Genomic DNA, 24,218 nt, shown 5'->3' with positions numbered 1-24,218 from the left:
ACGAATGACACTTGATCAGATGCTCGGCATTCTCGTATGGACCGGAGCCGGCGCGGTGCTGCTGATCGTGCTGATGGCGATCGACTCGCTGTTTACCCGGTACAAGGACTTGGAAGAAATCAAGAACGGCAACGTGGCGGTCACGACCCGCTTCATCATGAAGCTGCTCGCGCAAGCCTTTATTCTCTCGCGCTCCATCGCGACGTCGGACGACCTCTGGGAAGCGCTGGTCGTGTCGGCCATCTCGTTCGTGATCCTGCTGCTCATCGAGAGCTTGATCGAGTTCGCGCTCCGAGCGATGGCGGGACTGGACCTGACGGAAGGAACGCGGCAGAACCAGATCGCCTCGGCGCTTTTTACGGGTTCGCTGCATGTGGCCGGTGCCCTGATCATTGGAGCCTGCCTGTAACCAAGATATCGTAAGGAGCGATCGCCATGGGCATATTCTCACGTATCAAAAACATTATCGCGAAGCCTGAGCCGCCCCGCGCGGAGAAGAGCATGCTGACGATCGGGCCTGGCGACGTCTGCGAGGTGTCGCTCGTGACCTACGAGGTGATCGGCCGCCTGCAGAACCGCCAGCGCAACCTGATCGTACTGACGCTGCGCGACGGTTCGTCCATCCGCTACTTGACGATCGAGGAACGCGAACGGACCGTCTACGCGCTGTACGAACCGATCGACGGCCGGCTCGATTCCGTGGAGGAAGTTCCGACGGAGCTCGAATTGGACGACCGGACCTACCATCTCGAAGAACAGTACTCCGGCTTCGTCGCCGCCGTCGGCAAGACGCCGTTCGTCCAGGGCGGCGAGCAGTACGTGTGGCAATACCAGTCCGACGACCAGAAGCTGCTCCGCGTCGAGTGGCAGGATGGCCGGTTCATGCTGTACGAAGGCGATAGCGTGCTTCCCGCCGATGTCCGCGTGCTCCGCGGGACCTAGGAGAGGATGAGGAGGATGCGCAGCAAAGGCTCTTATTTACTTAAACTCCTGCTGGTCTTCACGCTCGTCTTCCCGCTGCTCGCCGCCTGCGGCGTCAATCAGAAGATCGAGGAGCAGTATCCGCTCGAATCGGTGAACGGCAGCGGCGCCAGCACGTCGTACGTCTACCGCGCGGCCGGCGTAAGTGTGCCGGAGGTCGCGAAGGCGCTTGCCGACCAGCAGAAGCCGCAGCAGGAATCGGCCGAGGCGAAGGATCACATGTTCCTCGTCTACAACGACCGGATCATCCACCTGCAGCAGGATACGGAGAAGCCGGAAGATACGCTGATCGAAGTCGATTCCCAGGAATACGTTCGTCAGAACTACAGCTCGAGCTTCCTGGAGGGCTACCTGCTGGCGAGCTTCCTGGGCAACCTGTTCGACAACGGCCGTTACGGCCACGGTTCGTATCGCGGCTACGACGACCGCGGGACGTATAAGCCGACCGGCGGCAGCTACCATGCGCCGTCGGCGCAGGAGAAGAAAGCCGTTCCGCCAATGACGGTCACGCGAACGGGTTCGATCTTCAAGCGCTCGAAGAACGCCGATACGACGAGCACGTCGGGCGGAGGCGGCGTGACGAGCCATCCGTCGAAAGGCAAGATCACGCGGGATACCGGCGGCGGCAAGAAATCGGGCAGCTGGCTGACGCCGCGCAAATCGACCAAGCCGAAGACGCGGGTCGGCTTCGGGAGGATCAGCCGAAGGCATTGACGCGATGCCGCGCGCAAGAAAGCTGCCGGTACGAAAGACGGCAAGAAACGAAGAAGGAACGGATGATCGAGCCTGGCGGGCTCGTCTCCGTTCTTTTTTTTGTTGGCTTCAAGCTCTTCCGGCGGAAGTCCCCATGCGGTATGATAGGTAGGTTATGGTTGAAGATTGCACAAGCTTGGAAGGGGTACCGGAATGAAACGTTTGCTGTCGCCGCTGAATATGGTCGTGCTTACGCAGTTTTTAAGCGCATTCGCGGATAATTTGAACTTTTTTCTGATTGTGGGCATGGTGAAGCGCCAAGGGGCGGCCAATCCGGACATCGCGGTCAACTATATCCAGATCGCCTTTCTGGCTGCTTACATCGTGCTCGCGCCGATCGTCGGCGCATACGCCGACAAGAAGGCGAAGTCGAACGTGCTGCTGCTCGGCAACGCGCTGAAGGCTGTGGGCATCGCCATGCTGCTGTTCGGTCTGCCGCCGGCGCTCTGCTATGTTTTCGTCGGCATCGGGGCGGTCGTGTATTCGCCGGGCAAATACGGCATCTTGACGGAGCTGACGGCGACGGAGAGCGAGCTGCTGCGGGCGAACGCGAAGGTGGAGGGCTCCACAATCTTGGCGATTCTGCTCGGGACGGTCGCGGGCGGCTTCCTGGCGCAGCGTTCCGACTTGCCGGCCATCATCGCCTGCCTCGCCGTGTACGTGCTGTCGCTGTTGATGACGTTCCTTATTCCGGCCAAGCCCGGGAATGCGGACCTGCGCTACGGGAAGGAAGCGATGCAGTTCCTCCGCGACTTCGGCACCATGTTCCGCAATCCGCGCGCGAGGTTCTCCCTCGTCGGCACCGGTTCCTTTTGGCTGACGGCCGCCGTGCTGCGCATCGCCTTGATCGCCTGGCTGCCACTGAACCTCGGCATTACGGATACGGACCAGCAGTCCATGATGATCGGAATCACGGCGATCGGCGTCGTCGCTAGCGCGTTTCTGACGCCGAAGCTGGTGCCCGCGGGCAAGCTGCACCGCGCCTTCTTCTACGGCCTCTTCATGGTCGCGGCGGTCATGCTGGCCACGATGACCTACGTGCTCTGGCTGACGATCGCGCTGCTGTTCCTGATCGGGGTGTTCGGCGGCATCTTCGTCATCCCGCTCAACACGATGCTGCAGGAGGAGGGCAAGTCGACGATCGGCGCCGGCAAAACGATCGCGGTGCAAAATTTCAGCGAGAACGTACTGACCGTGACCGGACTGCTCATCTACTTAACCTTGAGCCAGCTGCACGTCTCCGTGAACGGCTCGGTTATCGGTATCGGCCTGGTGCTCCTGGCGTTCATCTTGTTTCTCGCCACGCAGCTCCGCACGATCGCGGGGACGAAGCGGCAGGAGCGGACGGAGGAGAACGGGCAGACCTCGGAGTAAGTCTGACGGCATTCGAACGGCAATCGGATTGTTGCGTTATTATTAATAGTAGAAACACGGTGCAGCGGACGCGGGAACGGGTGCGGGAACCGGCAAGCGGAATCGAGGAGGGCTTAAGGCGCGGAGATGGAGCCGGCGTTCGTCAAGGGGCTTCGATTGCCGGGAGAACCGTGATCTCGAAGCGCGGATCTCTGCGCGTACGCTTGCCGACTGCGGTGCAAATATAAATTTTCACTAAAAAATTATCTAAAAGATCCTTTCGCGAAAGCGTCTTCACGGACGCGGCGAAAGGGTTTTTTTGCTAGATTAACTTTTTTTAAGCATCCTAGCTGTTTCATTCGCGCAGCCGCGAGGGTAAAATGATTGCCGGATACCAAACTGGGTTTGGAGGGCAATCATTCATGGTGGTCAACACGTTTCGAAGGTTGAAGTGGATGCTTCGGCACGGCAAAGGAGGCCGCCCGCTGCGCGAGCTTCCGTGGATCAAAGGGAAGCTGTACGTCAATCAAGGAGGAACGCTCCGCGTGGGAAACCGGGTCCGGTTCGTCGGCAAGCCTTGGGCGTCGCAGCTAACCGTCGAGAAAGGAGCGGTGCTGGAGATCGGCGACCGCACGTTCATCAACGCCGGCGTCGGAATCGCATCCCGCAACCGCGTGACGATCGGGCGGGACGTGAAGATCGGGCCGCGCACGAGCATTCTGGACAGCATGTACCATCAGCTGGACGCGAACGATTCCGCCGGCGCGAGCAAGCCGATCGTCATTGGCGACAATGTCTGGATCGGCACGCGCTGCACGATTCTACCGGGCGTGACGATCGGCGAGAATGCGGTCGTGGCCGCAGGCAGCCTCGTCAACAAGGATGTGCCGAAGAATGCACTCGTCGCCGGAACGCCGGCCCGCGTCATCCGCGAGCTCGATATTCCGGATGGATGGATTCGGGAGTAACGATGGACGGGCTGTCCGTTGGAACGATGCCCGCTGCACTGCCCGGACGGGCGAAAACCGAACGTTCGGGCCTCTCAGAAATCTCATAGAGCCCCCGTATTATTGCGCGAATGGACCACGGGCAATACCGCAATCAGAGTAGTGATTGGTAGATTTAGGGTTGTTTTCTAATCGTTAGAAGAAAAATGACGGGTTCCATTAGCTTGTTTGTTCCATAGTTGTGTCCAAATTGTGAATGGAAAAGGCTGCCGGCGTCGACAGGCGTTGTCCAACGCTGCGACTTGCCCCCGAAAAACCGGGATGCCGCCTGGGTAGAGAGGCCCGTGGTCCTGACACATTCCGTCACAATGAAAAAGGGATGTTCTGAAACGCTTTCAATTCTTACAGATTTCTTTCAGATCCGGCATTTCGGGCGTTTTTCGTTTCGGCTCCGCACGAGCACGAGAGCAGCGAAAAGAGATGCCGATCGACAAAATCTCCGTTGACGAATTGAGACCAAGGTCACTGTTAAAACGCGGCCGACCAAGGAATAAATTCAGTACTCCTGATGTATGTCCATGTCCATTTCTTCGCGGTATGTTGGGAATATAGAGCGCTGTCCGAATTTGAGGATAAATGGCGAAAACATTAGGGATTTCTCATACTTTCCGCAAAGCGTCAGGTCGCGGAAACGGATCGGGTCAACTGTCGCGCTGATCGCATGACCGGCTATTGTGTTGAACGAGGGCAAGAAAGGTGATGATAGCGATGGCAATTCAGATCGAGTCGAAACGGCAACTAGTCGAGGAACGCAACCGGATCGCCGAAGAGCTTCACGACCGTGTTTCCCAGCATTTGTTCGGCATCATTTACGCGATTCATTCGATGACGTGCGGTTGGAAAGACCTGACGGATCAGCAAAAGCTGGAGCAGCTGAAGGAAATCCAGCAGGCGGCCTCGACGGCTTCCGGCGAGCTGCGCGCCACGATCCACAGCTTGAGCTCGTCCAAGGGCGGGAACGGCTCCTGGATCGGCATCGTCCGCTCGCACTTGGCCAACCAGGCCAAGCTGAGCGGCGTCAACATCGCGTTCAACGCTCCGCAGTCCGTCGGACAGCTGGCCCTGAACCAGCAAAAGGCGCTGTACCGCATCATCCTAGAAGGCGTGGGGAACGCGATTCGCCACGGCTCCAGCCAATGCGTCACGATCGAGCTTACCGTCAAGCAGGGCGCCGTCCGGCTGACGATCGAAGACGACGGAAGAGGCTTCGACGTCCGGGCGAAGACGGTCAAGACCGGCTCCGGCTTCGGGTTATCCAATATGCGCGCGCTCGCCGTATCGCTCGGGGGCACCTTTGATATCGAAAGCAAGATAGGAATCGGAACGCGGATCGAAATTTGGCTGCCGCTCGCCGACATTGCCGGCGTAAACGAAGGAACAACTCAAACTACGAAAAGCGGGTGATAGGCATGCGGGTCGTTATCGTTGACGATCATCCATTGGTCCGCAAAGGACTGATTGCCGTACTTGAAAGCGAAAAGGAAATCGAAGTCGTAGGCGTAGCGGAGTCCGTCGAGGACGCCATGGTGGTCCTCGCGCAAACGGAACCTGATCTCGCCATCGTCGATATCCGGCTCGGGGAGCGGACCGGATTCGAATTGGTGGAGCATTTCGGCGACATGCCGTGCCGGTTCATCATGCTGACCTCGTCCGCGGCGGAGTTCGACGTGCGAAGGGCGGAAGAGAGCGGCGCCTTCGGCTACGTGCTGAAGGATTCGATGCCGGAAGAGCTTCTGCTCGCGATCAAGATGGTCGACCGGGGCCGCAAGTATTTCGATCAAGGATTGATGGAAGTGCTGATCCGGAAGGAAGCGGACGATCCGCTCGAGAAGCTGACGCCGAAGGAGCGGGAAGTGCTGATCGCGCTCGGCGAAGGGCTGTCGAACGGCGCCATGGCGAAAAAACTGACGATCAGCGAGTTCACGGTCAAGAAACACGTCAGCCGGATCTTTCAAAAACTAAACCTGAACGACCGCACCCAGGCCGCGCTGTACGCGCAGTCGCGAGGCATGACGGCGTATTCGCCGCCGGAGGACCGGAAGGAAGAGAAGTTGGACCCGGCTGGTACGAAAGTGTAACAAGCGCAGGGTCGATAGTGGCAGGATGATCTACGACGGGAGTAGATTTAAAATCATCCTGCCGCGTAATAGTCTAGTCAGGCAATGTCGCTATAGAATGAAAACAGCGCAAGAAACTTGCAGGAATTTGAGGAATAACAGGCGGCCGTAAGCGAAAAACGAGGAATTGAAGTACCTTTATAAGTCGGAATATTCAGAAAAAATTTACATTCTGTTCGTACCACGCGAACAGAATCGGTATGGAGGATGCACCTTGGAACTGCTGCGATATTGGCGCTTTATTAAGAAAAGGCTGTGGCTGATCGCCCTGATCGTCATCGTCAGCTGCACCGCCGTCGGCTACTACACGAACCACTTCCTGCAGCCTCAGTATCAGGCTACCGCCCAGCTGATCGTGAGCGGCCAGCTGACGGATCCGAACGCGAACGCCTCGAACGTCGACATCGGCGCCATCAACACCAACATCGCGCTGATCAAAACGTACAAAGCGATCGTCCGCACGCCCCGCATCATGACGAAGGTCGCGGAGCGGTATCCCGATCTGCACGCCAGCGCGGACGAGCTGATCGCGAGGGTCTCCGTCGGCTCTATCAGCGACACGCAGGTCATGACGATCTCCGCGATGGACACGAACTACACGCGGGCCGCCAAGATGGCGAACGCGGTCTCGACGGTGTTCCAGCAGGAAGTCAAGACGCTGATGAAGCTCGACAACGTGTCGATCCTGAACCCGGCCGATACGACGAAGCATCCCAGTCCGCTCTCCCCGCACCCGACGACGAACATCATGGTCGCGTTTATCGTCTCCGCGCTTGTCGGCATCGCCGCCGCCTTCGTGCTCGATCAGCTCGACAACACGGTGAAGACCGAGGAAGACGTCGCGGAGCTGCTCGGCGTAACCGCGCTCGCGGCTATTCCGAAAGCGAAGCGCCACAATTTGGCCGACCGCCGGCCGAAGTCGCAGATGACGAATTTGGGAGGGAAAGAAAATGTCTCGTTCGACGCTTAATCGCACCCTGATCGTCCAAACGCATCCGGGCTCCGCGATCTCCGAAGCGTTCCGCGGCCTGCGGACGAACCTGGAATTCTCGGGCGGCGGCGAAGAGTACAGAACCGTCTCGGTCACGTCCTCCCTGCGCGGCGAAGGCAAGAGCACGACGGCAGCCAACTTGGCCGTCACGTATGCCCAGGCGAGCCGCCGCGTTCTGATCGTCGACGCGGACCTGCGCAAGCCGGCGCAGCACGAACTGTTCGGCCTGCCGAACCGGCTCGGCCTCAGCAATGCACTCATGAAGCACGGCAAGCTGGAGGAAGTCATCCAGCGGACGAACATACCGAATCTCAGCGCGGTGACGGCCGGACCGATCCCGCCGAATCCGTCGGATATGCTCGATTCGGACGCCTTCTCGGCGCTGCTGCAGGCGGCGAAGGAGCAATTTGACATCATCATCGTCGACACGCCGCCGGTGACCGATCTGTCGGACGGGCTGGTCGTGGCAAGCCGCTGCGACGGCGTCGTCCTGGTCATGAAATCGGGCAGAGTGAAGAACGAAACGGCGCTGAAAGCGAAGGCTGCGCTCGATTACGGCAAAGCCAAAATCATCGGCGCCGTCCTGACGAACGTCAATCGATAACCGAAGGCGCGCCGCGCCCTGCCGGCTATCAGGAAATGTCTCCTGTTCCTTTATCATCGGAGGCACTCGGTCATGCTGTGGGTCAACCGACCTTAGACGTACATCGTCAAGGGTATGACGTGAGGACGGGTTGAATGCCCGGTGCTCTATGATCGATCTAAAAGTACGAGCTATGTTTACTCGTTCCAAGAGAAAACATAGCTCGTGTTTTTAGCACCATGATAGACAAAACACATAGAACACATAGAAAAAAACGGATAGGGTGAGACATATGAAAAAAGTGAGAAAAGCGATTATCCCTGCGGCCGGACTCGGCACACGGTTCCTGCCCGCAACCAAAGCAATGCCGAAAGAGATGCTGCCGATCGTCGACAAGCCGACCATCCAGTACATCGTGGAAGAGGCCATCGCGTCCGGCATCGAGGACATTATCGTCGTCACGGGCAAAGGGAAACGGGCTATCGAAGATCACTTTGACATTGCCTTCGAGCTCGAACAGTCGCTGCTGGAAAAAGGAAAGCTGGACATTCTGAAGAAGGTTCAGCAATCCTCGAATGTGGAGCTCCACTATATCCGTCAGAAAGAAGCGAAAGGACTGGGGCATGCCGTATGGTGCGCGCGGAACTTCATCGGCGACGAGCCGTTTGCGGTATTGCTCGGCGACGACATCGTGCAGTCCGACATACCTTGCACGAGGCAGCTTATCGAGCAATACGAGCAAACGGGAAGATCGGTCATCGGCGTCCAGACGGTCGGGCCGGATCAGACGGACCGCTACGGGATCGTGGATCCGACGGACAAATTCGAACGGCTCTACAAGGTGAACCGCTTCGTGGAGAAGCCGCCGAAGGGTCAAGAACCGTCGAACCTGGCGATCATGGGCCGGTATGTATTGACCCCTGAAATCTTTGATTACCTGGGCCGGCACGAGACCGGATCGGGCGGCGAGATTCAGCTGACCGACGCCATTCAAAAGTTGAACGAAGACATGGGTGTTTACGCGTACGATTTCGAAGGCATTCGCTACGACGTCGGCGAGAAGCTCGGCTTCATCAAGACGACGATCGAGTTCGCCCTGCGCAACAGCGAGCTCCGCTACCCCCTCATCGAAGAATTGGAGGAAATCCTCGAACGCGAGAAAGTGAGTGAGCAACATGGCCCAACGGTATGACCGGGAGGCGGTCGTGACCGATTCCGATTCGCTTCGGCTTGCGCTGACGAAACAGAACGATCTGTCCTACCTCGTGGTCAAACGCATCATCGACATCGCGGGTGCGTTGTTCGGGCTTGTATTCTTCCTGCCGCTCTTCCTGCTCGTCGCCCTCTGCATCAAGCTGGAGGATCCGAAGGGTTCGGTGTTCTTCTACCAGACCCGGATCGGCAAGGGCGAGAAGCCTTTCCGCATGTTCAAGTTCCGTTCCATGGTCTCGAACGCGGAGGAGCGACTGAAGGAATTGCTCGCCAAGAACGAAATTCAAGGCGCGATGTTCAAGATGAAGGACGACCCGCGGATCACGAAGGTCGGCAAATTCATTCGCAAAACGAGCATTGACGAGCTGCCGCAGCTGATCAACGTGCTGCGCGGCGAGATGTCTCTCGTCGGCCCGCGGCCGCCGCTGAAGCGCGAAGTCGCGGAGTACACGGAATACGACAAGCTGCGTCTGACGGTAACGGGCGGCTGCACCGGCCTCTGGCAGGTGAGCGGGCGCAACGACCTCAGCTTCGAGCAAATGGTCGAGCTTGACCTGAAGTACATTCAAAATCGCAGCATTGCGGGGGATTTGAAGATTATATTTAAGACGTTTAAGCTCCTCATCGGAGCGAAGGACGCTTTTTAAACGAATGGGACGGGAGTTATCATGAAAAAAATCATGTTTATTACGAACCGGCTGCCATTCCCGAACACGGATGGACGGAAGAACATGCTGCTGCAGTACATCCGCCAGATGAAGGAGCTTCATCCGGGCAGCCAGCTCGTGAATCTCTCCTTCGTCGACGACGTGAAGTACTTGAAGGACCGGCCGGAGGAAATCGACGAGCTCGTCTGCATCGAGCTGCCGGGATTGCCGGAGAAGCTGTTCAACATCGCGGTGTATTCGCTGCTGCTGCGCAAATGGCCGCTCCAAGTGTCCGTTTATTATTCCCGCAAGACGCACCGCAAGGTCAAGGAGATCGTGAAGGCCGAGAAGCCGGAAGTCATCCTGTACGACATGGTGCGGGTCGCGGAATACGCGACGCACAGCGGCGGGCAGCACGTCATGAGCTACGACGATCTGCTGTCGCTTCGCTACAAGCGGCAGCTGGAGTGGTTCCAGTACATTCCGTCGATCTTCGGCGGCTTCGCCAACAAGCTGCCGGGCAGCATGAAGAAGCTCGCGGACATGAAGTTCGTGCAGAAGTGGCTGATCGAGTTCGAGAGCCGGCTGCTGGATAAGTACGAGAAGAAGGTAGCGCCGCGGTTCGATCACCTCGTCTTCACGTCGCCGGTCGAAGCGGAGAATTTCCGGAAGACGACCCAACACGAATCGTGCTACGGCATTCCGATGAAGTTCGAGCCGGACCATACGCGGGGCAAAGGACCGCGGCGGTACGACCGCAACAAGCTCGTGTTCGTCGGAAAGATGGACATCCCGCATAACAGCTCCGCCGTCGTATACTTCTGCGAACGGGTATGGCCGAGCATCAAGCGGCAGGCGCCGGACACGACGTTCTACATCGTCGGGAAAAATCCGACCCCGCAAGTGCTGCGGCTGCAGGAGACCTATCCGGGCGTCGTCGTGACCGGAGAAGTGGATGACGTGAAGCGGGTCGTCGGCGACTCGGCGCTCATGATCGCGCCGATGCTGTTCGGGACGGGCATCAAGACGAAGATCGTCGAGGCGATGTCCTGGGGCGTGCCGGTCGTCACGAACCACATCGGCATCGAAGGGATCAACGCGAATCACGGCGAGGACTTGTTCGTTTGCGATTCGGACGACGACATCGTGCGCAGCGTGCTGCTGCTGCTGAACAACGACGAACTGAACGAGAAGGTATCGCGCAACTCGGTGCGTTACGTGGCCAGCAACTTCAGCAGCTCCGCGACGCGCAAAAACATGGAGCTGATCTTATCATAATGCCGTTCATTGCCAGCAGAGCGAAAGCCGACATGGTTCGAAAGCTCATCATCGTGCTGTTTCTCTTCTCGATTGCCGTCATCTCGTACGATAGCTTGCCGTATTTCCACTTTTCGGTCTACCGGCCGCTTTCGATGTTTTCGATGTTCGCCGCCTCGTTTCTGCTGCTGTTTACCGGCTACCGGTTCAAAACGGGCGATTATTTCCTCGTCGCCTTCGCAATGTACAGCGTCGGCCATTCGCTCATCGTATCCGTAGGGTACGGAGACACGGGAAGCAGCTTCAAGCACGTCGTTACGCTTCTGTTCGGGCTAAGTATGTACCGCACGTCGGTTTATATAGCCGAGCAGACGAAGGAAGATCCCGCGCTGATCGGCTGGATTGCCAAAAGCATGCTGGTGGCGTTCATCCCGCCGCTCTTCGCCGGCTTCCTGCAGCTGATGGACTCGCTGATCCTGCACAGCGGCTTCTCCAGGCCGTTCACCGGCCTGTTCTCGGAGAAAGTGTACAAGGGCCGGATCCAGCTGCTGTCGGGCGAACCGTCCTGGGGCGCCATCCACATGCTGAGCGGCGGCCTGCTGATGTTCTTCCTGTACAAACGCGGCTTCCGCAAGCAGCTGCCGCTCCTGATCGGCACCGCCGTGCTGCTCATGCTGTCGTTCTCGGCGTACGCCTACAGCGTGCTGCTGACCGCGATGCTCATCTACGTGCTCATCGCGAACAAGAACCGCGGCAAGATGCTGCTCGTGCTGGGCGTCTGCGTGCTGATCGTCGCCGTCGGCGTGCCGTATCTGCTCGAGACGTTCCACGTCAGCGGCTATTTCACGGAGCGGTTTAAGTTCAACTTCAATCACTTGATCAAGACGGACAACTCCATGTTCATTCGGGTTTATTTTCCGGCGATCGGGTTCATCGAGTTTGCGCAGCATCCCGTATTCGGCGTCGGCGGCGGGTTCTATTACCGGGAATTCGCGGACCTGCTGCTCCGGCATTTCAGCGACGGGCTGAAGTTCAAGGAAGTGGCCGATCTCGTATTCGACCGGCCGGACATGGCGACGTCGCGGAACCTGCTGTCCAAAATATTCGCGGAGGAAGGATTGATCGGCGCGGTGCTGTTCGGCGGCTTCATGGCTACAATCCTGAAGAGTGCCGGACGGAGTCCGTACGCCAAGTTCGCGTTCGCGCTGTGCGTCGCGCTCGTCATGAATTTCGATTCCTATTCCTTCGTGAACTTCTGGCTGCTCATCGGGTTCATCCGCGGCGGGTTCTTCCAGGAACAGCCGGCCGTCCCAGCGGCCGCGACGGATATGCAGAGCATGAAGGGAATGAAACGGATCGCATGAAAATCGTCATCGTTAACAGTCTGTACACGCCGCACATCATCGGCGGCGCGGAAATCTCGACGCAAATCCTGGCGGAGACGCTCACGGCGGCGGCGGAGGTTCACGTGCTGACCGTCGGCCCGCAGCGGAAACAAGCGGGGACCGAGACGGAGGTCATCAACGGCGTCAACGTGCACCGGCTCCCGTACAACAATCTGTATTGGATCGGCCAAGGCGCCGGCGCCGGAACGCTGAAGAAGACGGTGCGCCGGCTGATCGACCTGTACAATCCGGTCCAAATCCGGGCGGTGCGGCGGCTGCTGGATCAGCTCGGCCCCAATCTGATCCACACGCAGAACCTGTCGGGCTTCGGCGCGGCGATCTGGACGGCGGCGAAGCCGGACGTGCCGATCGTGCACACGCTCCGCGATTACTCGCTGCTCTCGCCGGTCAGCTCGCCGATCTCGAATCCGGCGCTGGCGCGGACGTACCAAGCGAGCTCCCGCGGCGTCAGCAAGCGGGTGTCTGCGGCCGTGGGCATCTCGTCGCACATCCTGCGGCGCCATACCGACGCCGGATTGTTCCCGAACGCCGCGCGGCTGGTCATCCCGAACGTCGTGGACGGCGAGATCGCCGGCCAGGCGAAGGATTTCGACCGCAAGCCGCTCCGCCTCGGCTACTTCGGCCGGATCGAGCCGGAGAAGGGCGTGCGCGAGCTGGCCGAAGCGGTGCTGGCGCTGCCGCGCGACATCGTGGAACGCGTCGTGATCTGCGGCGAAGGCGGCTTCCGCGAGAAGCTCGCGGAGCTGTGCGGCGGCGACGATCGCTTCCAGTTCACCGGCAAGGTGACGCCGAAGGAGGCGCGCGCGTTCATGGGCAAGGTCGACGTCACGTTCGTGCCGTCGGTCTGGGAGGAGCCGTTCGGCCGGGTCATCATCGAGTCGTACCAGGTCGGCACGCCGGTGTACGCCTCGGACGTCGGCGGCATTCCCGATGCCGTCTGGAACCCGGCTTCGTTCCTGTTTAAGCCGGGCAGCGCAGAGGCGATCAAGGCGAAGATCCTCGAGTACCACGCGCTGACGGGCGAGGAGAAGCGCCGCGTGCAGGCGGAATGCCTGCAGCACTGCGGCGGCTTCACGAAGGCGTCGCTGCTCGAGAAGCATCTCGGCCTGTACGCGGGTCTCGCCAAGCAGAGCGGCAGGGCGTTCGCCCTCGCGGCCGCGGACGGGAGGTAGGCGAGGATGGGCAATCCAACCGTGTACATGTGGCCCAAGCACAGCCCGGACAACAAATACAGCGAGCTGCTCACCCGCTCGATCGAGCGGAACGGCCTTCGGGTCGAGCATTACGACCAGAAGGCGGCGTTCAAGCCGCGCAGGGGCGATATCGTCCACATGCACTGGCCGAGCAACTCGTATACGGCGTCGGCCTTGCCGCTGACGATCGTGAAATCGGCGTTCTTCGCCCTGCTGCTGCTGTTTTATCGGGTAAGCGGCATCCGGCTGTTCTGGACGGTGCACAACGTCTGGCCGCACAGCGGCAAGACGCGCTGGGACCGGGTGATGCGGAAGTTCATCCTGTCCGTCTGCCAGAAGGGCTTCGTCCTGAGCGAAGCGGTGAAGGCGGAGGTCGCGGAGACGTTCGACGTATCGCCGGGCAAGCTCGTGGTTACGCCGCACGGCCATTACGTCGATGCTTACGCCAGCAAGGGCACGGACATTCGCAAGCGATTCGGCATCGCGCCCGATTCGTATCTGTATCTGTTCATCGGGCGGATCAACCCGTACAAGGGCGTCGATAAGCTCGTCGACGCGTTCGCGGCGCTCGGAGACGCGAACAGCGAGCTCCTGATCGCCGGCAAAGTCGACAAAGGCTACAGCCTCGACTTCATCGACCGGGTGAACGACGGACGCATTCATGTCTACCCGCAGTTCGTGGATGACCACGAGCTGGCCGACTACTTGGCGGCGGCGAATGTGATCGTGCTGCCGTACAAGCAAATCTCGACCTCCGGCAGCGCGATTCTCGCGCTGTCCTATAAAAAGCCGGTCATCGCGCCGAGGCTCGGCGCGCTCGGCGAATACGTCTCCGACGGCTGCGGCATCCTGTACGATCCGGACGATCCGGACGGCCTGCGGCACGCGCTGCGCGCCTCGATGGCGATGGACGCGAAGGAGACGGAGCTGCACATCGCGGCGAAGCTCCGGGAATTGGACTGGGGCCGGATCGCCGGCAAAATGATCCAGGTGTATACCGGCACGAAGAGGTACGAGGTGAACGCATGAAAGCAAGCATAGCCATTTGCACGCATAACCGGGCGGCGGACGTGAAGGAAGCGCTCGTCAGCCTGATGAAGCAAAATTTCGACGGACCTTTCGAGGTTCTCGTCATCGACAACCGGTCGACCGACAATACGCGGGAGATCGTTGAGGAGTTCCGCAAGCTGGTCGACATTCCGGTCGTCTACGTGTATGAAGAGCGGCTCGGCTTGTCGGTCGCCCGCAACCGCGCGATCCGCGAAGCGAAGGGCGAGTACATTTTGTTCCTGGACGACGACGCGGTCGCGTCCCCGGACTGGATCCGCTGCATCGTGGCGCTGTTCGAGCTCGACCCGCGCATCGGCGTCGCCGGCGGCAAGATCGATCCGGCGTGGGAAGGCAGCGAGCCGCAGTGGCTGCCGGAGGAGAACCGGACGCTGTACACGATTCTGGATTACGCGGACGAAATCGTGGAGATGAAGAAGCCGCACATTCCGTTCGGCGCGAACGTCGCGTTCCGCATGTCGGTGTTCGACGAGATGGCTCCGTTCCGGGAGGATCTCGGCCGGGTCGGCAGCAATCTGCTGTCGAGCGAGGAGTCCGAGCTCATCGAGCGGATCCGCGAGAAGTACACCGTATTCTACACGCCGCACGCGTCGGTGCTGCACAAGATTCCGCGCAGCCGGATCAGCCGGAAGTGGCTGCTGCGGCGCATCTACTGGCAGGGCGTCAGCCGGGCGGTCTCGTCGAACAAGAAGAGCGGGCTCGTCCTGCACTCGCTGATTCGGCTGCCGGTGTTCGCCGTGCTCACGATCGTATTCGCCTACGACAAGCGGAAGATCTTCCGCAACGTCAGCAAATTATTTTACAACAACGGATTGCTCAGAGGCGTGCTGAAGCTGCACCAATGATGCGATACGCGCAAGAAGGAAGTCGAAGCCATGGGTAAAATGCAAGCCGTCCTGAAGCGGCTCGCCGGACGCGGATCGTTCAAAGCGATTCTGCACACCAGCGCCGCCAATCTGTTCATCATGGTCCTGAGCACGCTGACCTCGATCGTCACCGCGCGCCTGTTCGACGTCGTGGGGAAAGGCGAATTCTCGGCCATCCTGTTCTGGCCGACGCTGCTGTCCGGTCTCGTCAGCTTCGGGCTGCCGACCTCGCTGATCTTCAACATGCGGACGGACAAGCGCCTGGCGCCCGAGTTCGTACGGGCCGGGTTCCTGTTCCAGATTCCCGTCAGCATCGTCGTCGGCATCGTCGCCTGGATCTTCCTGCCGGTATGGCTCGGCAATTACTCGGACGCCATCGTGGCGACCGCCAGATGGTACACCGTGCTGACGCTGCCGATGCTGCTGGCCGTCAATTTGCTGGCCGCGCTGACGCAAAGCCTGGACAAGTTCACCTTGTACAACGGGCTGCGCCTGTACGTGCCGCTCTCCAATCTGGCCGGCCTGCTGGTCCTGTGGGCGATCGGCAAGCTGACGATCCCCTACGCATCGGCCGCGTATTGTGCGACGAGCCTGATGGTCATCTTCTGGGCGCTCTTCCGGCTGCGGCGCGAGCTGACTTTCAACTGGTTCAAGCGGTTCAAGGATAAGCTGGTCTTCAAGGGGCTGTTCGGCTACGGGGGCCGGGTGTTCGGCGTCGAGCTGCTCGGGACGCTGTACGGCCAGTGCGACAAGCTCATCATCCTGTCGCTGCTGACGCCGAGGGACTTCGGACTGTACACGGTCGTCTACACGCTGTCGCGGGTATTCAACGTCGTGCAGATGGCGATCTCGAACGTCATCTTCCCGAAGGTGACCGGCATGGACAAGGACAAGATCATCGCCACCGTCGGCCGGGCGTTCCGGCTCTCGTTCCTGCTCATGACCGCGGCTGTCGTCCCAGGTATGATCATCGGCCGCTTCATGCTCGGCCTGCTGTTCGGCTCGCAGTTTCTCGAAGCGGGCACCGCGTTCTACCTGCTGTCGCTCGAGTGCATCCTCGGCGGCGGCTCATGGATTCTCGCCTCGTCCTTCAACGCCATGGGCCGTCCCGGCTTGGTGGTGATCCGGCAAGCCGTCGCGCTTGCGATTACGGTCGGCTTGTTCTTCGTCTTCACGCCGCTGTACGGCCTGAACGGCATCGCGTTCGCGCTGCTGCTCGGCGCGGTCATCCGGATCGTCATTACGATCGCGGCCATGCGGGTCGTGTTCAAGGTGAGAATCGCTGCAATTTTGTTCGACAAAGACGATCTCCGTTTTCTCTTCAAGCGATTCTCGCGCAGCATGCCAAACTAGAAGAACGGAAGGAATCGATGTGAAAAAAAGGATGGCAACGAATAAACGGAAGCGAAGCGTCAAGGATTACGCGAAATACGGGTATCGCCTCGCGCTCGGCCTGCTGTTTCGGCGGAAGGTCGATCGCTGCGGACGGCTGCTGCGGGTCGCGGGCGGCGTGACGGTCTCGAAGGCCAGGAACGCCCAGCTCATCATCGGCGACAACGTGCTGCTGTTCCGGAACACCGGCTTTTACCTGGATTCGAGCGAAGCCGTCATCGAAATCGGCGACCATACGTTCATTAATCGCAGAACCGAAATCATCTGCAAGAAGCACGTCAAAATCGGCAGCCACTGCGCCATCTCATGGGATGTCGCAATCATGGATACCGATACGCACCGCATCGAAGGCATGTCGGAAACGAAGCCGACCGTCATCGGCGACCACGTGTGGATCGGCAGCAAGGCGACCATCCTGAAGGGCGTGACGATCGGCGAAGGCGCCGTCGTGGCAGCGGGCTCGCTCGTGTCGAAGGACGTGGCGCCCTACGCGCTCGTCGCGGGGGTGCCGGCGAAACCCATCCGGGAGAACGTCAGCTGGGAGATATGAACGGGCATGGTCCCGGTAGAGAGAAGATACGCCCAATGGAGAAGGAGACGGATTGATGGACACCGTACAGTTCGCTCATCCGATGGATGAGCTCAAAAATCGGCTTCGCCACATTTTGAACGTGATTCCGCCGCACTCGAAGATTTATTACCTCGATTATCCGGTGCACGGCAACGGCGGCGATCTGCTCATCATGAAAGGAACCGAAGCGTTTTTCAGGGATCACCGCATCCACGTTCAGGCGCGGTACAGCGTGCTGGACTTCCCGGACGGCCTCGCGATTCCGAAGGACCATATCCTCGTGCTGCACGGCGGCGGCAATTTCGGAGACTTGTATCCGGCGCACCAGAAGCTGCGCGAGAAGATCGTGGCCGATTACCCCGGGCACCGGGTGGTGATGCTGCCGCAGACGATCTTCTACAAGAGCCAGGCCGAGTTCGACAAGACGGCCGCGGTGTTCAACCGCCACAAGGATCTGCATCTGTACGTCCGCGACACGCTGTCGCTGGAGATGGCGAAGGCGCGGTTCAAGACGTGCCAGGTTCACCTGTCGCCGGACATGGCCCACCAGCTGTGGCCGATCCGCAGCAAGTCCGCGCCGGCCAAGGAGCTGCTCTGCTTCCTGCGCACCGACATCGAGAAGACGGCGGAGCAGGAGCAGCTGGAGGCTTCCGGCAAGGGCGATTACTTGGACTGGGGCACGCTCTTCAACACGGTGGAGCACAAGTCCATCCGCGTGTTCAATAAGATGCTGCAGAAGGGCAGCGGCAAGCTACCGCTCAGCGCGTTCTGGGGCAAGTACACGGATTATCTCGTGAACAAAGCGGTCAGCCGATTCAGCAACTATAAGACGGTGCAGACGTCCCGGCTCCACGGCCATATCCTCTCGTGCCTCATGGACAAGCCGAACGTGCTGCTGGACAACTCGTACGGCAAGAACGCCAGCTACTACCGCACGTGGACCGGCGGAATCGCCTCGGCGACGCTGATGGCGGATCCCGCGGGCAAATAGAATGGAGGAAGAATCGTATGAAAATCGTACTTCTTTCGGGCGGATCGGGCAAAAGGCTATGGCCGCTGTCGAACGACTCCCGTTCCAAGCAGTTTCTGAAAATCCTGAAGAACGGCGACGGCAAGCTGGAATCGATGATCCAGCGGGTCTGGGGGCAGCTGGAGAAGGTTGGCCTGCAGCGTGACGCCTACGTGGCGACGAGCAAGCCGCAAGTCGAGATGATCTACAGCCAGCTTGGCAACGACATTAACCTCATCGTCGAGCCGGAGCGCAGGGACACGTTCCCGGCGATCGCGCTGGCGGCGACGTACCTGTACGCGATCGAAGGCGTGTCGCTGAACGAGACGATCGTCGTCATGCCGGTCGACCCGTACGTCGAGGATTCCTTCTTCGAGTCGCTTAAGCGGCTCGAGCACGTGCTCGACCACTCGGACGCCGACCTGGCGCTCATGGGCGTGAAGCCGACGTACCCGTCGGAGAAGTACGGTTATATCATGCCGAACGGCGAGATCGGCGCCGAGCAGCCGTTCGTCGACGTGCTGAGCTTCCGCGAGAAGCCGCGCAAGGAAGACGCCGAGGAGATGATCCGGCAGCATGCGCTCTGGAACTGCGGCGTGTTCGCCTTCAAGCTCGATTTCCTCATCACGATTCTGATCGCGAACGAGCTGCCGATCCAATACGAAGAGATGCTGAAGCGCTACGGCAGCATGCCGAAGATCAGCTTCGACTACGAAGTCGTGGAGCGGGCCAACCGCGTCGCTGCCATTCAATACGACGGTCCGTGGAAGGACCTCGGCACGTGGAACACGCTGACCGAGGAGATCGAGACGTCGCTGATCGGCAAGGGCATCATCACGGAAGGCTCGATCAACACGCACGTCATCAACGAGCTGGATCTGCCGATTACGCTGATGGGCCTCTCCGACGTCATCGTGGCGGCGAGCCCGGATGGCATTCTGGTCGCCGACAAGGCGGCGAGCCCGCAGATCAAGGAAGTGATGAAGCATTCCGATCAGCGTCCGATGTACGAAGAGCGGCGCTGGGGACGTTACCGCGTATTGGATTACATCCGCTACCCGGACGGCCGCGAAGTGCTGACGAAGCGGATCTTCATCTCGGCGGGCAAAAACTTGAGCTACCAGTACCACAGCCTCCGCGACGAGGTGTGGACGGTCGTCTCCGGCAGCGGGGACATGATTCTGAACGAGAAGCGCTTCTCCGTCAAGGAAGGCGACGTCATCTCGATTCCGAAGGAAAACAAGCACAGCCTGCGGGCGGAGTCGGACATCGAGATCATCGAAGTGCAGACCGGCTCGCAGCTGATCGAAGAAGATATCGTGCGGCTCGAGCTCGACTGGAGCGATATCGTGCAGCTGTGCCGCGTGTAGCGGAATAAAGCCTTACGAAGATGCGTTTTCTTCGGAAAACGCCAGCTTATGCTTACGAAGTCGCGTTTTCTAAGAAAACGCCAGCCTACGCTTACGAAGATGCGTTTTCTAAAGAAAACGCCTTAGGAGTGATCAGTCCATGAACATCACAGTCATCGGCACCGGCTACGTCGGGCTCGTCTCGGGCATCTGCTACGCCGAGCTCGGACACCGGGTCATCTGCGTCGATAAGGACCTCGCGAAGGTCGAGACGCTGCAAAACGGGGGCATCCCGATTTACGAGCCGGGCCTGCAGGAGCTGTCGGTCAAGAACATGGCGGCCGGACGGCTGAGCTTCACGAGCGACCTGCGCGAAGCGGTCGGCCAGGCGGAGTTCGTCATCATCGCGGTCGGCACGCCTTCGCTCCCGAACGGGGAGGCGAACCTCGCTTACATCGACGGGGCGGCGGCCGAGATCGGCGAAGCGATGAACGGATACAAGATCATCGCGGTCAAGAGCACCGTGCCCGTCGGCACGAACGAGCGCGTCGCGCGGCTGATTCGCAGCCGGACGGCGGAACGGTTCGACAGCATCTCGCTGCCGGAATTTCTCCGCGAGGGTTCGGCCGTCCAGGATACGATGCATCCGGACCGGATCGTGATCGGCGCCGATTCCGACGCCGCCGCGGAGACGCTCGTGCAGCTGCACCGGCCGCTGACCGACAACATCGTCGTCACGGACATCCGCAGCGCGGAGATGCTGAAGTACGCGTCGAACGCGTTCCTCGCGACGAAGATTTCGTTCATTAACGAAATCGCGAACATCTGCGAGAAAGTCGGCGCCGACGTGACCCGCGTCGCGGAAGGGATGGGATTCGACAAGCGGATCGGCCACGCGTTCCTGAAAGCGGGCATCGGCTACGGCGGCTCCTGCTTCCCGAAGGACACGCGGGCGCTCATCCAGATCGCCGGCAACGTCGACTACGAATTCAAGCTGCTGCGCGCGGTCGTCGAAGTGAACCAGGATCAGCGGATGAGCGTCATCCGCAAGCTCGAGTCGATCTTCGACGGCGAGCTGCAGGGGAAGACGATCGCGATCTGGGGCGTGGCGTTCAAGCCGAACACCGACGACGTCCGGGAATCGCCGGCGCTCGAAATCATTCAATACTTGATCCGCAGCGGCGCGCACGTCAAGGCGTACGACCCGATCGCGATGCAGAACTTCCGGACTATGTACGGCGACAACGGCGTCATGTGGTGCGATGATGCCCTCGAAGCCGCGACGGGCGCGGACGCGCTCTGCCTGCTGACGGAATGGGAAGAATTCGTCCGGACGGACCTCGGCCAGCTGCAGACGTTATTGCGCAAGCCGATTCTGATCGACGGACGGAACGTGTTCAAGGAAGCGGATGTGGCGAATACCTCCTTCATTTATTACTCCATCGGCCGCCCGCGTTTGAACCAAGGCGTTAAGGAGGAATTGTCGGCCCTCTTGACCTAATGGGCCCTTGAATAAAGGAGAACCGATCGTGAAAAAAAAGTTGGTGTGCCTGGCGGCGCTTGGCCTCCTCGCCGGTATGATCCCGGCGCATGTGCTCGGAGACGCCGTCCCGCCCGCCTATGAAATCGAAGTCGATGCGTTGCAGAACTGGAACGCGGTCTACGACCACTCGCCGTCGCTCAAGCTGCTGAACGTTCCGGGCGACGCCCGGGACACGACGCGCGTCGCGCCGAGCGGCGCAGCCGGCGAGTATATGACCTACCGCACGAAGGAGAAGAGCTATCTTCGCTCCTTCTCGATCTACGCCTTCTTCGGCGAAGGCGGCGAGCGCGTCCATCCGGTCATCTCGATCTCGAGCGACGGGAAGGCGTATAAAACGGTCACGCCGGACATTCACGACCACGGCGGCGGCGCCGTCGTGTACGAGTCGCGGGCGTTCTCGGGCAGCACGCGGTTTATAAAGATCACCTTCCCGGGCGGTACGGAAGGATTGCCCGCGATCGGGAAGGTCGTGCTGAACGGTCCGTTCAGCGTCGGCGCCAGCGTTCCCTCGGGGAAAGTGTCTTACGGCCGGATGATCATGCTGAACCGGTCGGAGGCGGGCGAGACGGTCTACTACACGACCGACGGCAGCGATCCCCGCAGCTCGAAGACCCGGAAGCACTATTTTTCGCCGATTCCGGTGCTCGGCAGCATGACGCTGAAGACGACGGCCGTGAAGCATTCCGGCACGGGCAAGTCGGCCGCCGGCCAGGTGTCGACCTACCAGTATGAAGTGACGGTCCCGGACGAAGAGCCCGTCGGGCTGATCGATGAGCTCACCGGCTTCAAGCAGAGCGCCGGACGCTCCAACCTGTACATTGCGAAGAACGATCCCGGCTACTTCGACAACGACGCCGGCCGGATCGCGCGCACCAGCGCGGGCGACGGCTTCATCGTCTACCGCACGGAGTACGACATTACGTCCTTCACGGTGTACGGCAGCTACTTCACGGGCGTGCCGCTCGAGGACCAGCGGTTCTATGCCTCGGCGGACGGCAAGACCTACACCGAGGTGCAGGCGGAAGATATGGCGGCCGGGTACCCGCAGAGCAATTGGCAGCCGTACGCCTACGAGGCGACGGCGCTGCCTCCGGGTACGCGGTATGTGAAGATCATGCTGACCGGGGCGGCAAACAACTGGTCGCCGCAAGTAACGAAGGTCGTGCTGAACCGCAACACGGCGTCGGTCCAGCTGGCGTCGGCGGTGTCCGATGGAACGGCCAAGGTTGAGCTGTCCTCGAAGACGGCGGATGCGCGCATCTATTACCGGCTGAACAAGGGATCCGATTTCGTGCCCTACACGTCGCCGCTCGACCTCGCGGACTATAACATCATCGAGACGTACGCGGTCAAGGACGGCTACGTGCCGAGCCCGATCCGCAAGTATACGGTGAACGCGAGCAGCGAAGTCGAGGTCGACAAGTACGGGCAGATGAAGAAAGCCAACTTCTCCGGCAAGGTGACCAGCGACAGCCAGCTGACCGAAGACGCGAAAACCGACGAGGCCTATTACGGGAACCTTCAGGCGCCGAACGACCGCGACAGCTATGGCGGCTTGGCCGGCAGCGCGGCCAAATACGGACTGCAGGCGAAAGGGTTTTTCGCCATCCAAGAGCTGAACGGGCGCAAGGTCATGACCGCGCCGAACGGCGACCTGTACTTCAGCCTCGCGGTGAACGGCGTGACGCCGAACGAGACGTACACGAAGGTGAAGGGCCGGGAGCAGAAGTTCGAAGCCATCCCGCCGTACGAGAGCAAATTCAAGAACGCGTATCTCGGGAATGCCAACTTCTCCTTCTACATGGCCAACGTCTTCCGCAAGACCGGCACGTTCCCGACCGAGCATTCCGTCTACATGACCGCGGTCGACCGGCTGAAGAAGTGGGGCTTCAACGGCGTCGGCAACTACTCGCCCGAGAAGTATGGCGAAGACGGCAACATGCCGTATGTGCGAATGCTGCCGCTCAGCACGATGAACTGGGCCAAGCTGAAGGGCATCTCGATCTTCGATATCTTCGCGCCGAACGCGGAAGCGAAGCTCGACGACGCGTTCAGCAAAACGCTGACGCCGCATAAGGACGACCCCATGCTGATCGGCTATTTCATCGACAACGAATACGACTTCCACAAGTTCTATTCGGACGTGCCGAAGCTGAAGGCGAGCAGCGCCGCCATCAAAGGGAAGCTGGTGCAGCGGCTGGCGGACAAGTACGGGACGGTGGAGAAGTTCAACGCGGCGTGGGGTACGAGCTTCCAGTCGTTCGCCGACGCGCGGGAAGCCGCGCTGACGGTCAAGACGTCGGCGTCGTGGGCCGACATGGACGACTTCTACGCGTACTACCTCGATACGTTCTTCGGCACCGTCTCGCGGATCTACCGCAAGCACGACCCGAACCATCTGCTGCTCGGGGACCGGTGGATCACGACGACGTTCCATAACGCGAAGTTCCGGACGCCGCTCGCGGAGACGGAAGGGAAGTACGTGGACGTCCTCAGCATCAACTATTACAGCTACAAGATCGAGACCGATCTGCTGAAGGACGTCTACGAGGAATCCGGCGGCAAGCCGATCCTGCTCAGCGAATTCGGCTACGGCACGGGCGAGCAGGGGCTGCAGCCGCTGCTGCCGAACTCGGCGTTCAACCAGTTCCAGCGCGGGATGCGTTACCGCAATTACGTGGAAGGCGTCGTGACGCTGCCTTACATCGTCGGCACGCACCTGTTCAATTACGTGGACCAGGCCGGCCTCGGCCGCTATTGGCAGGACGAATGGGGCGAGCATTACAACTCCGGGCTCGTCAACGTCGCGGACCGTCCGTACAAGGATTATTTGGCGGGCGTCAAGGTGTCGAACGACGATATCTATAAAGTCATGCTCGGAGAGCGGCCGAAATTCTACTACGATTTCAACAAAGGGTGA

Annotated in this window: 22 protein-coding genes; all 22 read left to right on the top strand. The window is 60.0% G+C overall.

The annotated features are described in order from the left end of the window. The first annotated feature begins 4 nt into the window (after positions 1 to 4). The 22 genes from ACFPB1_RS12265 (at position 5) to ACFPB1_RS12160 (ending at position 24,218) form a co-directional block, all read left to right on the top strand. Positions 5 to 409, top strand: a complete 405-nt coding sequence (locus ACFPB1_RS12265; protein WP_379225537.1) for a DUF350 domain-containing protein — start codon at positions 5 to 7, stop codon at positions 407 to 409. 26 nt (positions 410 to 435) lie between these two features. Then, positions 436 to 942: a DUF4178 domain-containing protein gene (locus tag ACFPB1_RS12260; RefSeq protein WP_379225535.1), complete on the top strand. Its 507-nt coding sequence runs from the start codon at positions 436 to 438 to the stop codon at positions 940 to 942. A 15-nt stretch (positions 943 to 957) separates the two neighbouring features. Further along, a complete protein-coding gene (locus tag ACFPB1_RS12255) occupies positions 958 to 1,695 on the top strand; it encodes a DUF4247 domain-containing protein (protein WP_379225533.1) in 738 nt (245 codons plus the stop codon). Between the two features lie 192 nt (positions 1,696 to 1,887). Next, a complete protein-coding gene (gene lplT / locus ACFPB1_RS12250; RefSeq protein WP_379225531.1) occupies positions 1,888 to 3,108 on the top strand; it encodes a lysophospholipid transporter LplT in 1,221 nt (406 codons plus the stop codon). A gap of 401 nt (positions 3,109 to 3,509) precedes the next feature. Further along, entirely contained in the window at positions 3,510 to 4,055 is a 546-nt protein-coding gene (locus ACFPB1_RS12245; protein ID WP_379225529.1) for an acyltransferase, read from the top strand. Positions 4,056 to 4,802: 747 nt separating this feature from the next. Beyond that, a complete protein-coding gene (locus ACFPB1_RS12240) occupies positions 4,803 to 5,498 on the top strand; it encodes a sensor histidine kinase (protein WP_379225527.1) in 696 nt (231 codons plus the stop codon). 5 nt (positions 5,499 to 5,503) lie between these two features. Then, a complete protein-coding gene (locus ACFPB1_RS12235; protein ID WP_379225525.1) occupies positions 5,504 to 6,172 on the top strand; it encodes a response regulator in 669 nt (222 codons plus the stop codon). 253 nt (positions 6,173 to 6,425) lie between these two features. After that, positions 6,426 to 7,181, top strand: coding sequence for a YveK family protein (locus ACFPB1_RS12230; protein WP_379225523.1), 756 nt, complete (start codon positions 6,426 to 6,428; stop codon positions 7,179 to 7,181). After that, entirely contained in the window at positions 7,162 to 7,806 is a 645-nt protein-coding gene (locus ACFPB1_RS12225; RefSeq protein WP_379225521.1) for a CpsD/CapB family tyrosine-protein kinase, read from the top strand. The genes ACFPB1_RS12230 and ACFPB1_RS12225 overlap by 20 nt, the downstream gene beginning before the upstream one ends. Before the next feature lie 271 nt (positions 7,807 to 8,077). Then, positions 8,078 to 8,977, top strand: a complete 900-nt coding sequence (gene galU / locus ACFPB1_RS12220; protein ID WP_379225518.1) for a UTP--glucose-1-phosphate uridylyltransferase GalU — start codon at positions 8,078 to 8,080, stop codon at positions 8,975 to 8,977. Further along, a complete protein-coding gene (locus tag ACFPB1_RS12215) occupies positions 8,961 to 9,644 on the top strand; it encodes a sugar transferase (RefSeq protein WP_379225516.1) in 684 nt (227 codons plus the stop codon). Before galU ends, ACFPB1_RS12215 begins: the two co-directional genes overlap by 17 nt. A gap of 21 nt (positions 9,645 to 9,665) precedes the next feature. Further along, positions 9,666 to 10,922 (top strand): glycosyltransferase, encoded by a 1,257-nt coding sequence (locus ACFPB1_RS12210; protein WP_379225514.1) that lies wholly within the window; start codon positions 9,666 to 9,668, stop codon positions 10,920 to 10,922. A gap of 32 nt (positions 10,923 to 10,954) precedes the next feature. Next, positions 10,955 to 12,265: an O-antigen ligase family protein gene (locus ACFPB1_RS12205; RefSeq protein ID WP_379225512.1), complete on the top strand. Its 1,311-nt coding sequence runs from the start codon at positions 10,955 to 10,957 to the stop codon at positions 12,263 to 12,265. After that, positions 12,262 to 13,479, top strand: coding sequence for a glycosyltransferase family 4 protein (locus ACFPB1_RS12200; RefSeq protein ID WP_379225510.1), 1,218 nt, complete (start codon positions 12,262 to 12,264; stop codon positions 13,477 to 13,479). The genes ACFPB1_RS12205 and ACFPB1_RS12200 overlap by 4 nt, the downstream gene beginning before the upstream one ends. Before the next feature lie 6 nt (positions 13,480 to 13,485). Next, complete coding sequence (locus tag ACFPB1_RS12195) at positions 13,486 to 14,529, top strand: glycosyltransferase family 4 protein (RefSeq protein WP_379225508.1); 1,044 nt, start codon at positions 13,486 to 13,488, stop codon at positions 14,527 to 14,529. Next, positions 14,526 to 15,413: a glycosyltransferase gene (locus ACFPB1_RS12190; RefSeq protein WP_379225506.1), complete on the top strand. Its 888-nt coding sequence runs from the start codon at positions 14,526 to 14,528 to the stop codon at positions 15,411 to 15,413. The genes ACFPB1_RS12195 and ACFPB1_RS12190 overlap by 4 nt, the downstream gene beginning before the upstream one ends. Positions 15,414 to 15,443: 30 nt before the next feature. Continuing rightward, entirely contained in the window at positions 15,444 to 16,787 is a 1,344-nt protein-coding gene (locus ACFPB1_RS12185; RefSeq protein ID WP_379225504.1) for an oligosaccharide flippase family protein, read from the top strand. A 31-nt stretch (positions 16,788 to 16,818) separates the two neighbouring features. Beyond that, on the top strand, positions 16,819 to 17,376 hold the full coding sequence (locus ACFPB1_RS12180; protein WP_379225502.1) for an acyltransferase: 558 nt from the start codon (positions 16,819 to 16,821) through the stop codon (positions 17,374 to 17,376). Positions 17,377 to 17,431: 55 nt separating this feature from the next. Next, positions 17,432 to 18,388, top strand: coding sequence for a polysaccharide pyruvyl transferase family protein (locus ACFPB1_RS12175; protein WP_379225500.1), 957 nt, complete (start codon positions 17,432 to 17,434; stop codon positions 18,386 to 18,388). Between the two features lie 17 nt (positions 18,389 to 18,405). Beyond that, a complete protein-coding gene (locus tag ACFPB1_RS12170) occupies positions 18,406 to 19,776 on the top strand; it encodes a sugar phosphate nucleotidyltransferase (protein ID WP_379225498.1) in 1,371 nt (456 codons plus the stop codon). A 139-nt stretch (positions 19,777 to 19,915) separates the two neighbouring features. Next, positions 19,916 to 21,256 (top strand): UDP-glucose dehydrogenase family protein, encoded by a 1,341-nt coding sequence (locus ACFPB1_RS12165; RefSeq protein WP_379225496.1) that lies wholly within the window; start codon positions 19,916 to 19,918, stop codon positions 21,254 to 21,256. Positions 21,257 to 21,284: 28 nt separating this feature from the next. Beyond that, positions 21,285 to 24,218, top strand: coding sequence for a chitobiase/beta-hexosaminidase C-terminal domain-containing protein (locus ACFPB1_RS12160; RefSeq protein WP_379225494.1), 2,934 nt, complete (start codon positions 21,285 to 21,287; stop codon positions 24,216 to 24,218).

Origin of the sequence: Paenibacillus sp. GCM10023250 (genome assembly GCF_042653205.1) — a bacterium.
Lineage (GTDB): Bacteria > Bacillota > Bacilli > Paenibacillales > Paenibacillaceae > Paenibacillus_Z.
The sequence above is the reverse complement of the archived record's forward strand: the minus strand, read 5'-3'. Positions and strand labels throughout refer to the sequence as shown.

Coding starts and splice junctions, on each gene's coding strand:
- ACFPB1_RS12165 (WP_379225496.1), top strand. CDS start 19,916: ATGAACATCACAGTCATCGGCACCGGCTACGTCGGGCTCGTCTCGGGC.
- ACFPB1_RS12210 (WP_379225514.1), top strand. CDS start 9,666: ATGAAAAAAATCATGTTTATTACGAACCGGCTGCCATTCCCGAACACG.
- ACFPB1_RS12240 (WP_379225527.1), top strand. CDS start 4,803: ATGGCAATTCAGATCGAGTCGAAACGGCAACTAGTCGAGGAACGCAAC.
- ACFPB1_RS12255 (WP_379225533.1), top strand. CDS start 958: ATGCGCAGCAAAGGCTCTTATTTACTTAAACTCCTGCTGGTCTTCACG.
- ACFPB1_RS12190 (WP_379225506.1), top strand. CDS start 14,526: ATGAAAGCAAGCATAGCCATTTGCACGCATAACCGGGCGGCGGACGTG.
- ACFPB1_RS12185 (WP_379225504.1), top strand. CDS start 15,444: ATGGGTAAAATGCAAGCCGTCCTGAAGCGGCTCGCCGGACGCGGATCG.
- ACFPB1_RS12170 (WP_379225498.1), top strand. CDS start 18,406: ATGAAAATCGTACTTCTTTCGGGCGGATCGGGCAAAAGGCTATGGCCG.
- ACFPB1_RS12200 (WP_379225510.1), top strand. CDS start 12,262: ATGAAAATCGTCATCGTTAACAGTCTGTACACGCCGCACATCATCGGC.
- lplT (WP_379225531.1), top strand. CDS start 1,888: ATGAAACGTTTGCTGTCGCCGCTGAATATGGTCGTGCTTACGCAGTTT.
- ACFPB1_RS12260 (WP_379225535.1), top strand. CDS start 436: ATGGGCATATTCTCACGTATCAAAAACATTATCGCGAAGCCTGAGCCG.
- ACFPB1_RS12195 (WP_379225508.1), top strand. CDS start 13,486: ATGGGCAATCCAACCGTGTACATGTGGCCCAAGCACAGCCCGGACAAC.
- galU (WP_379225518.1), top strand. CDS start 8,078: ATGAAAAAAGTGAGAAAAGCGATTATCCCTGCGGCCGGACTCGGCACA.
- ACFPB1_RS12215 (WP_379225516.1), top strand. CDS start 8,961: ATGGCCCAACGGTATGACCGGGAGGCGGTCGTGACCGATTCCGATTCG.
- ACFPB1_RS12235 (WP_379225525.1), top strand. CDS start 5,504: ATGCGGGTCGTTATCGTTGACGATCATCCATTGGTCCGCAAAGGACTG.
- ACFPB1_RS12225 (WP_379225521.1), top strand. CDS start 7,162: ATGTCTCGTTCGACGCTTAATCGCACCCTGATCGTCCAAACGCATCCG.
- ACFPB1_RS12265 (WP_379225537.1), top strand. CDS start 5: ATGACACTTGATCAGATGCTCGGCATTCTCGTATGGACCGGAGCCGGC.
- ACFPB1_RS12245 (WP_379225529.1), top strand. CDS start 3,510: ATGGTGGTCAACACGTTTCGAAGGTTGAAGTGGATGCTTCGGCACGGC.
- ACFPB1_RS12175 (WP_379225500.1), top strand. CDS start 17,432: ATGGACACCGTACAGTTCGCTCATCCGATGGATGAGCTCAAAAATCGG.
- ACFPB1_RS12180 (WP_379225502.1), top strand. CDS start 16,819: ATGGCAACGAATAAACGGAAGCGAAGCGTCAAGGATTACGCGAAATAC.
- ACFPB1_RS12205 (WP_379225512.1), top strand. CDS start 10,955: ATGGTTCGAAAGCTCATCATCGTGCTGTTTCTCTTCTCGATTGCCGTC.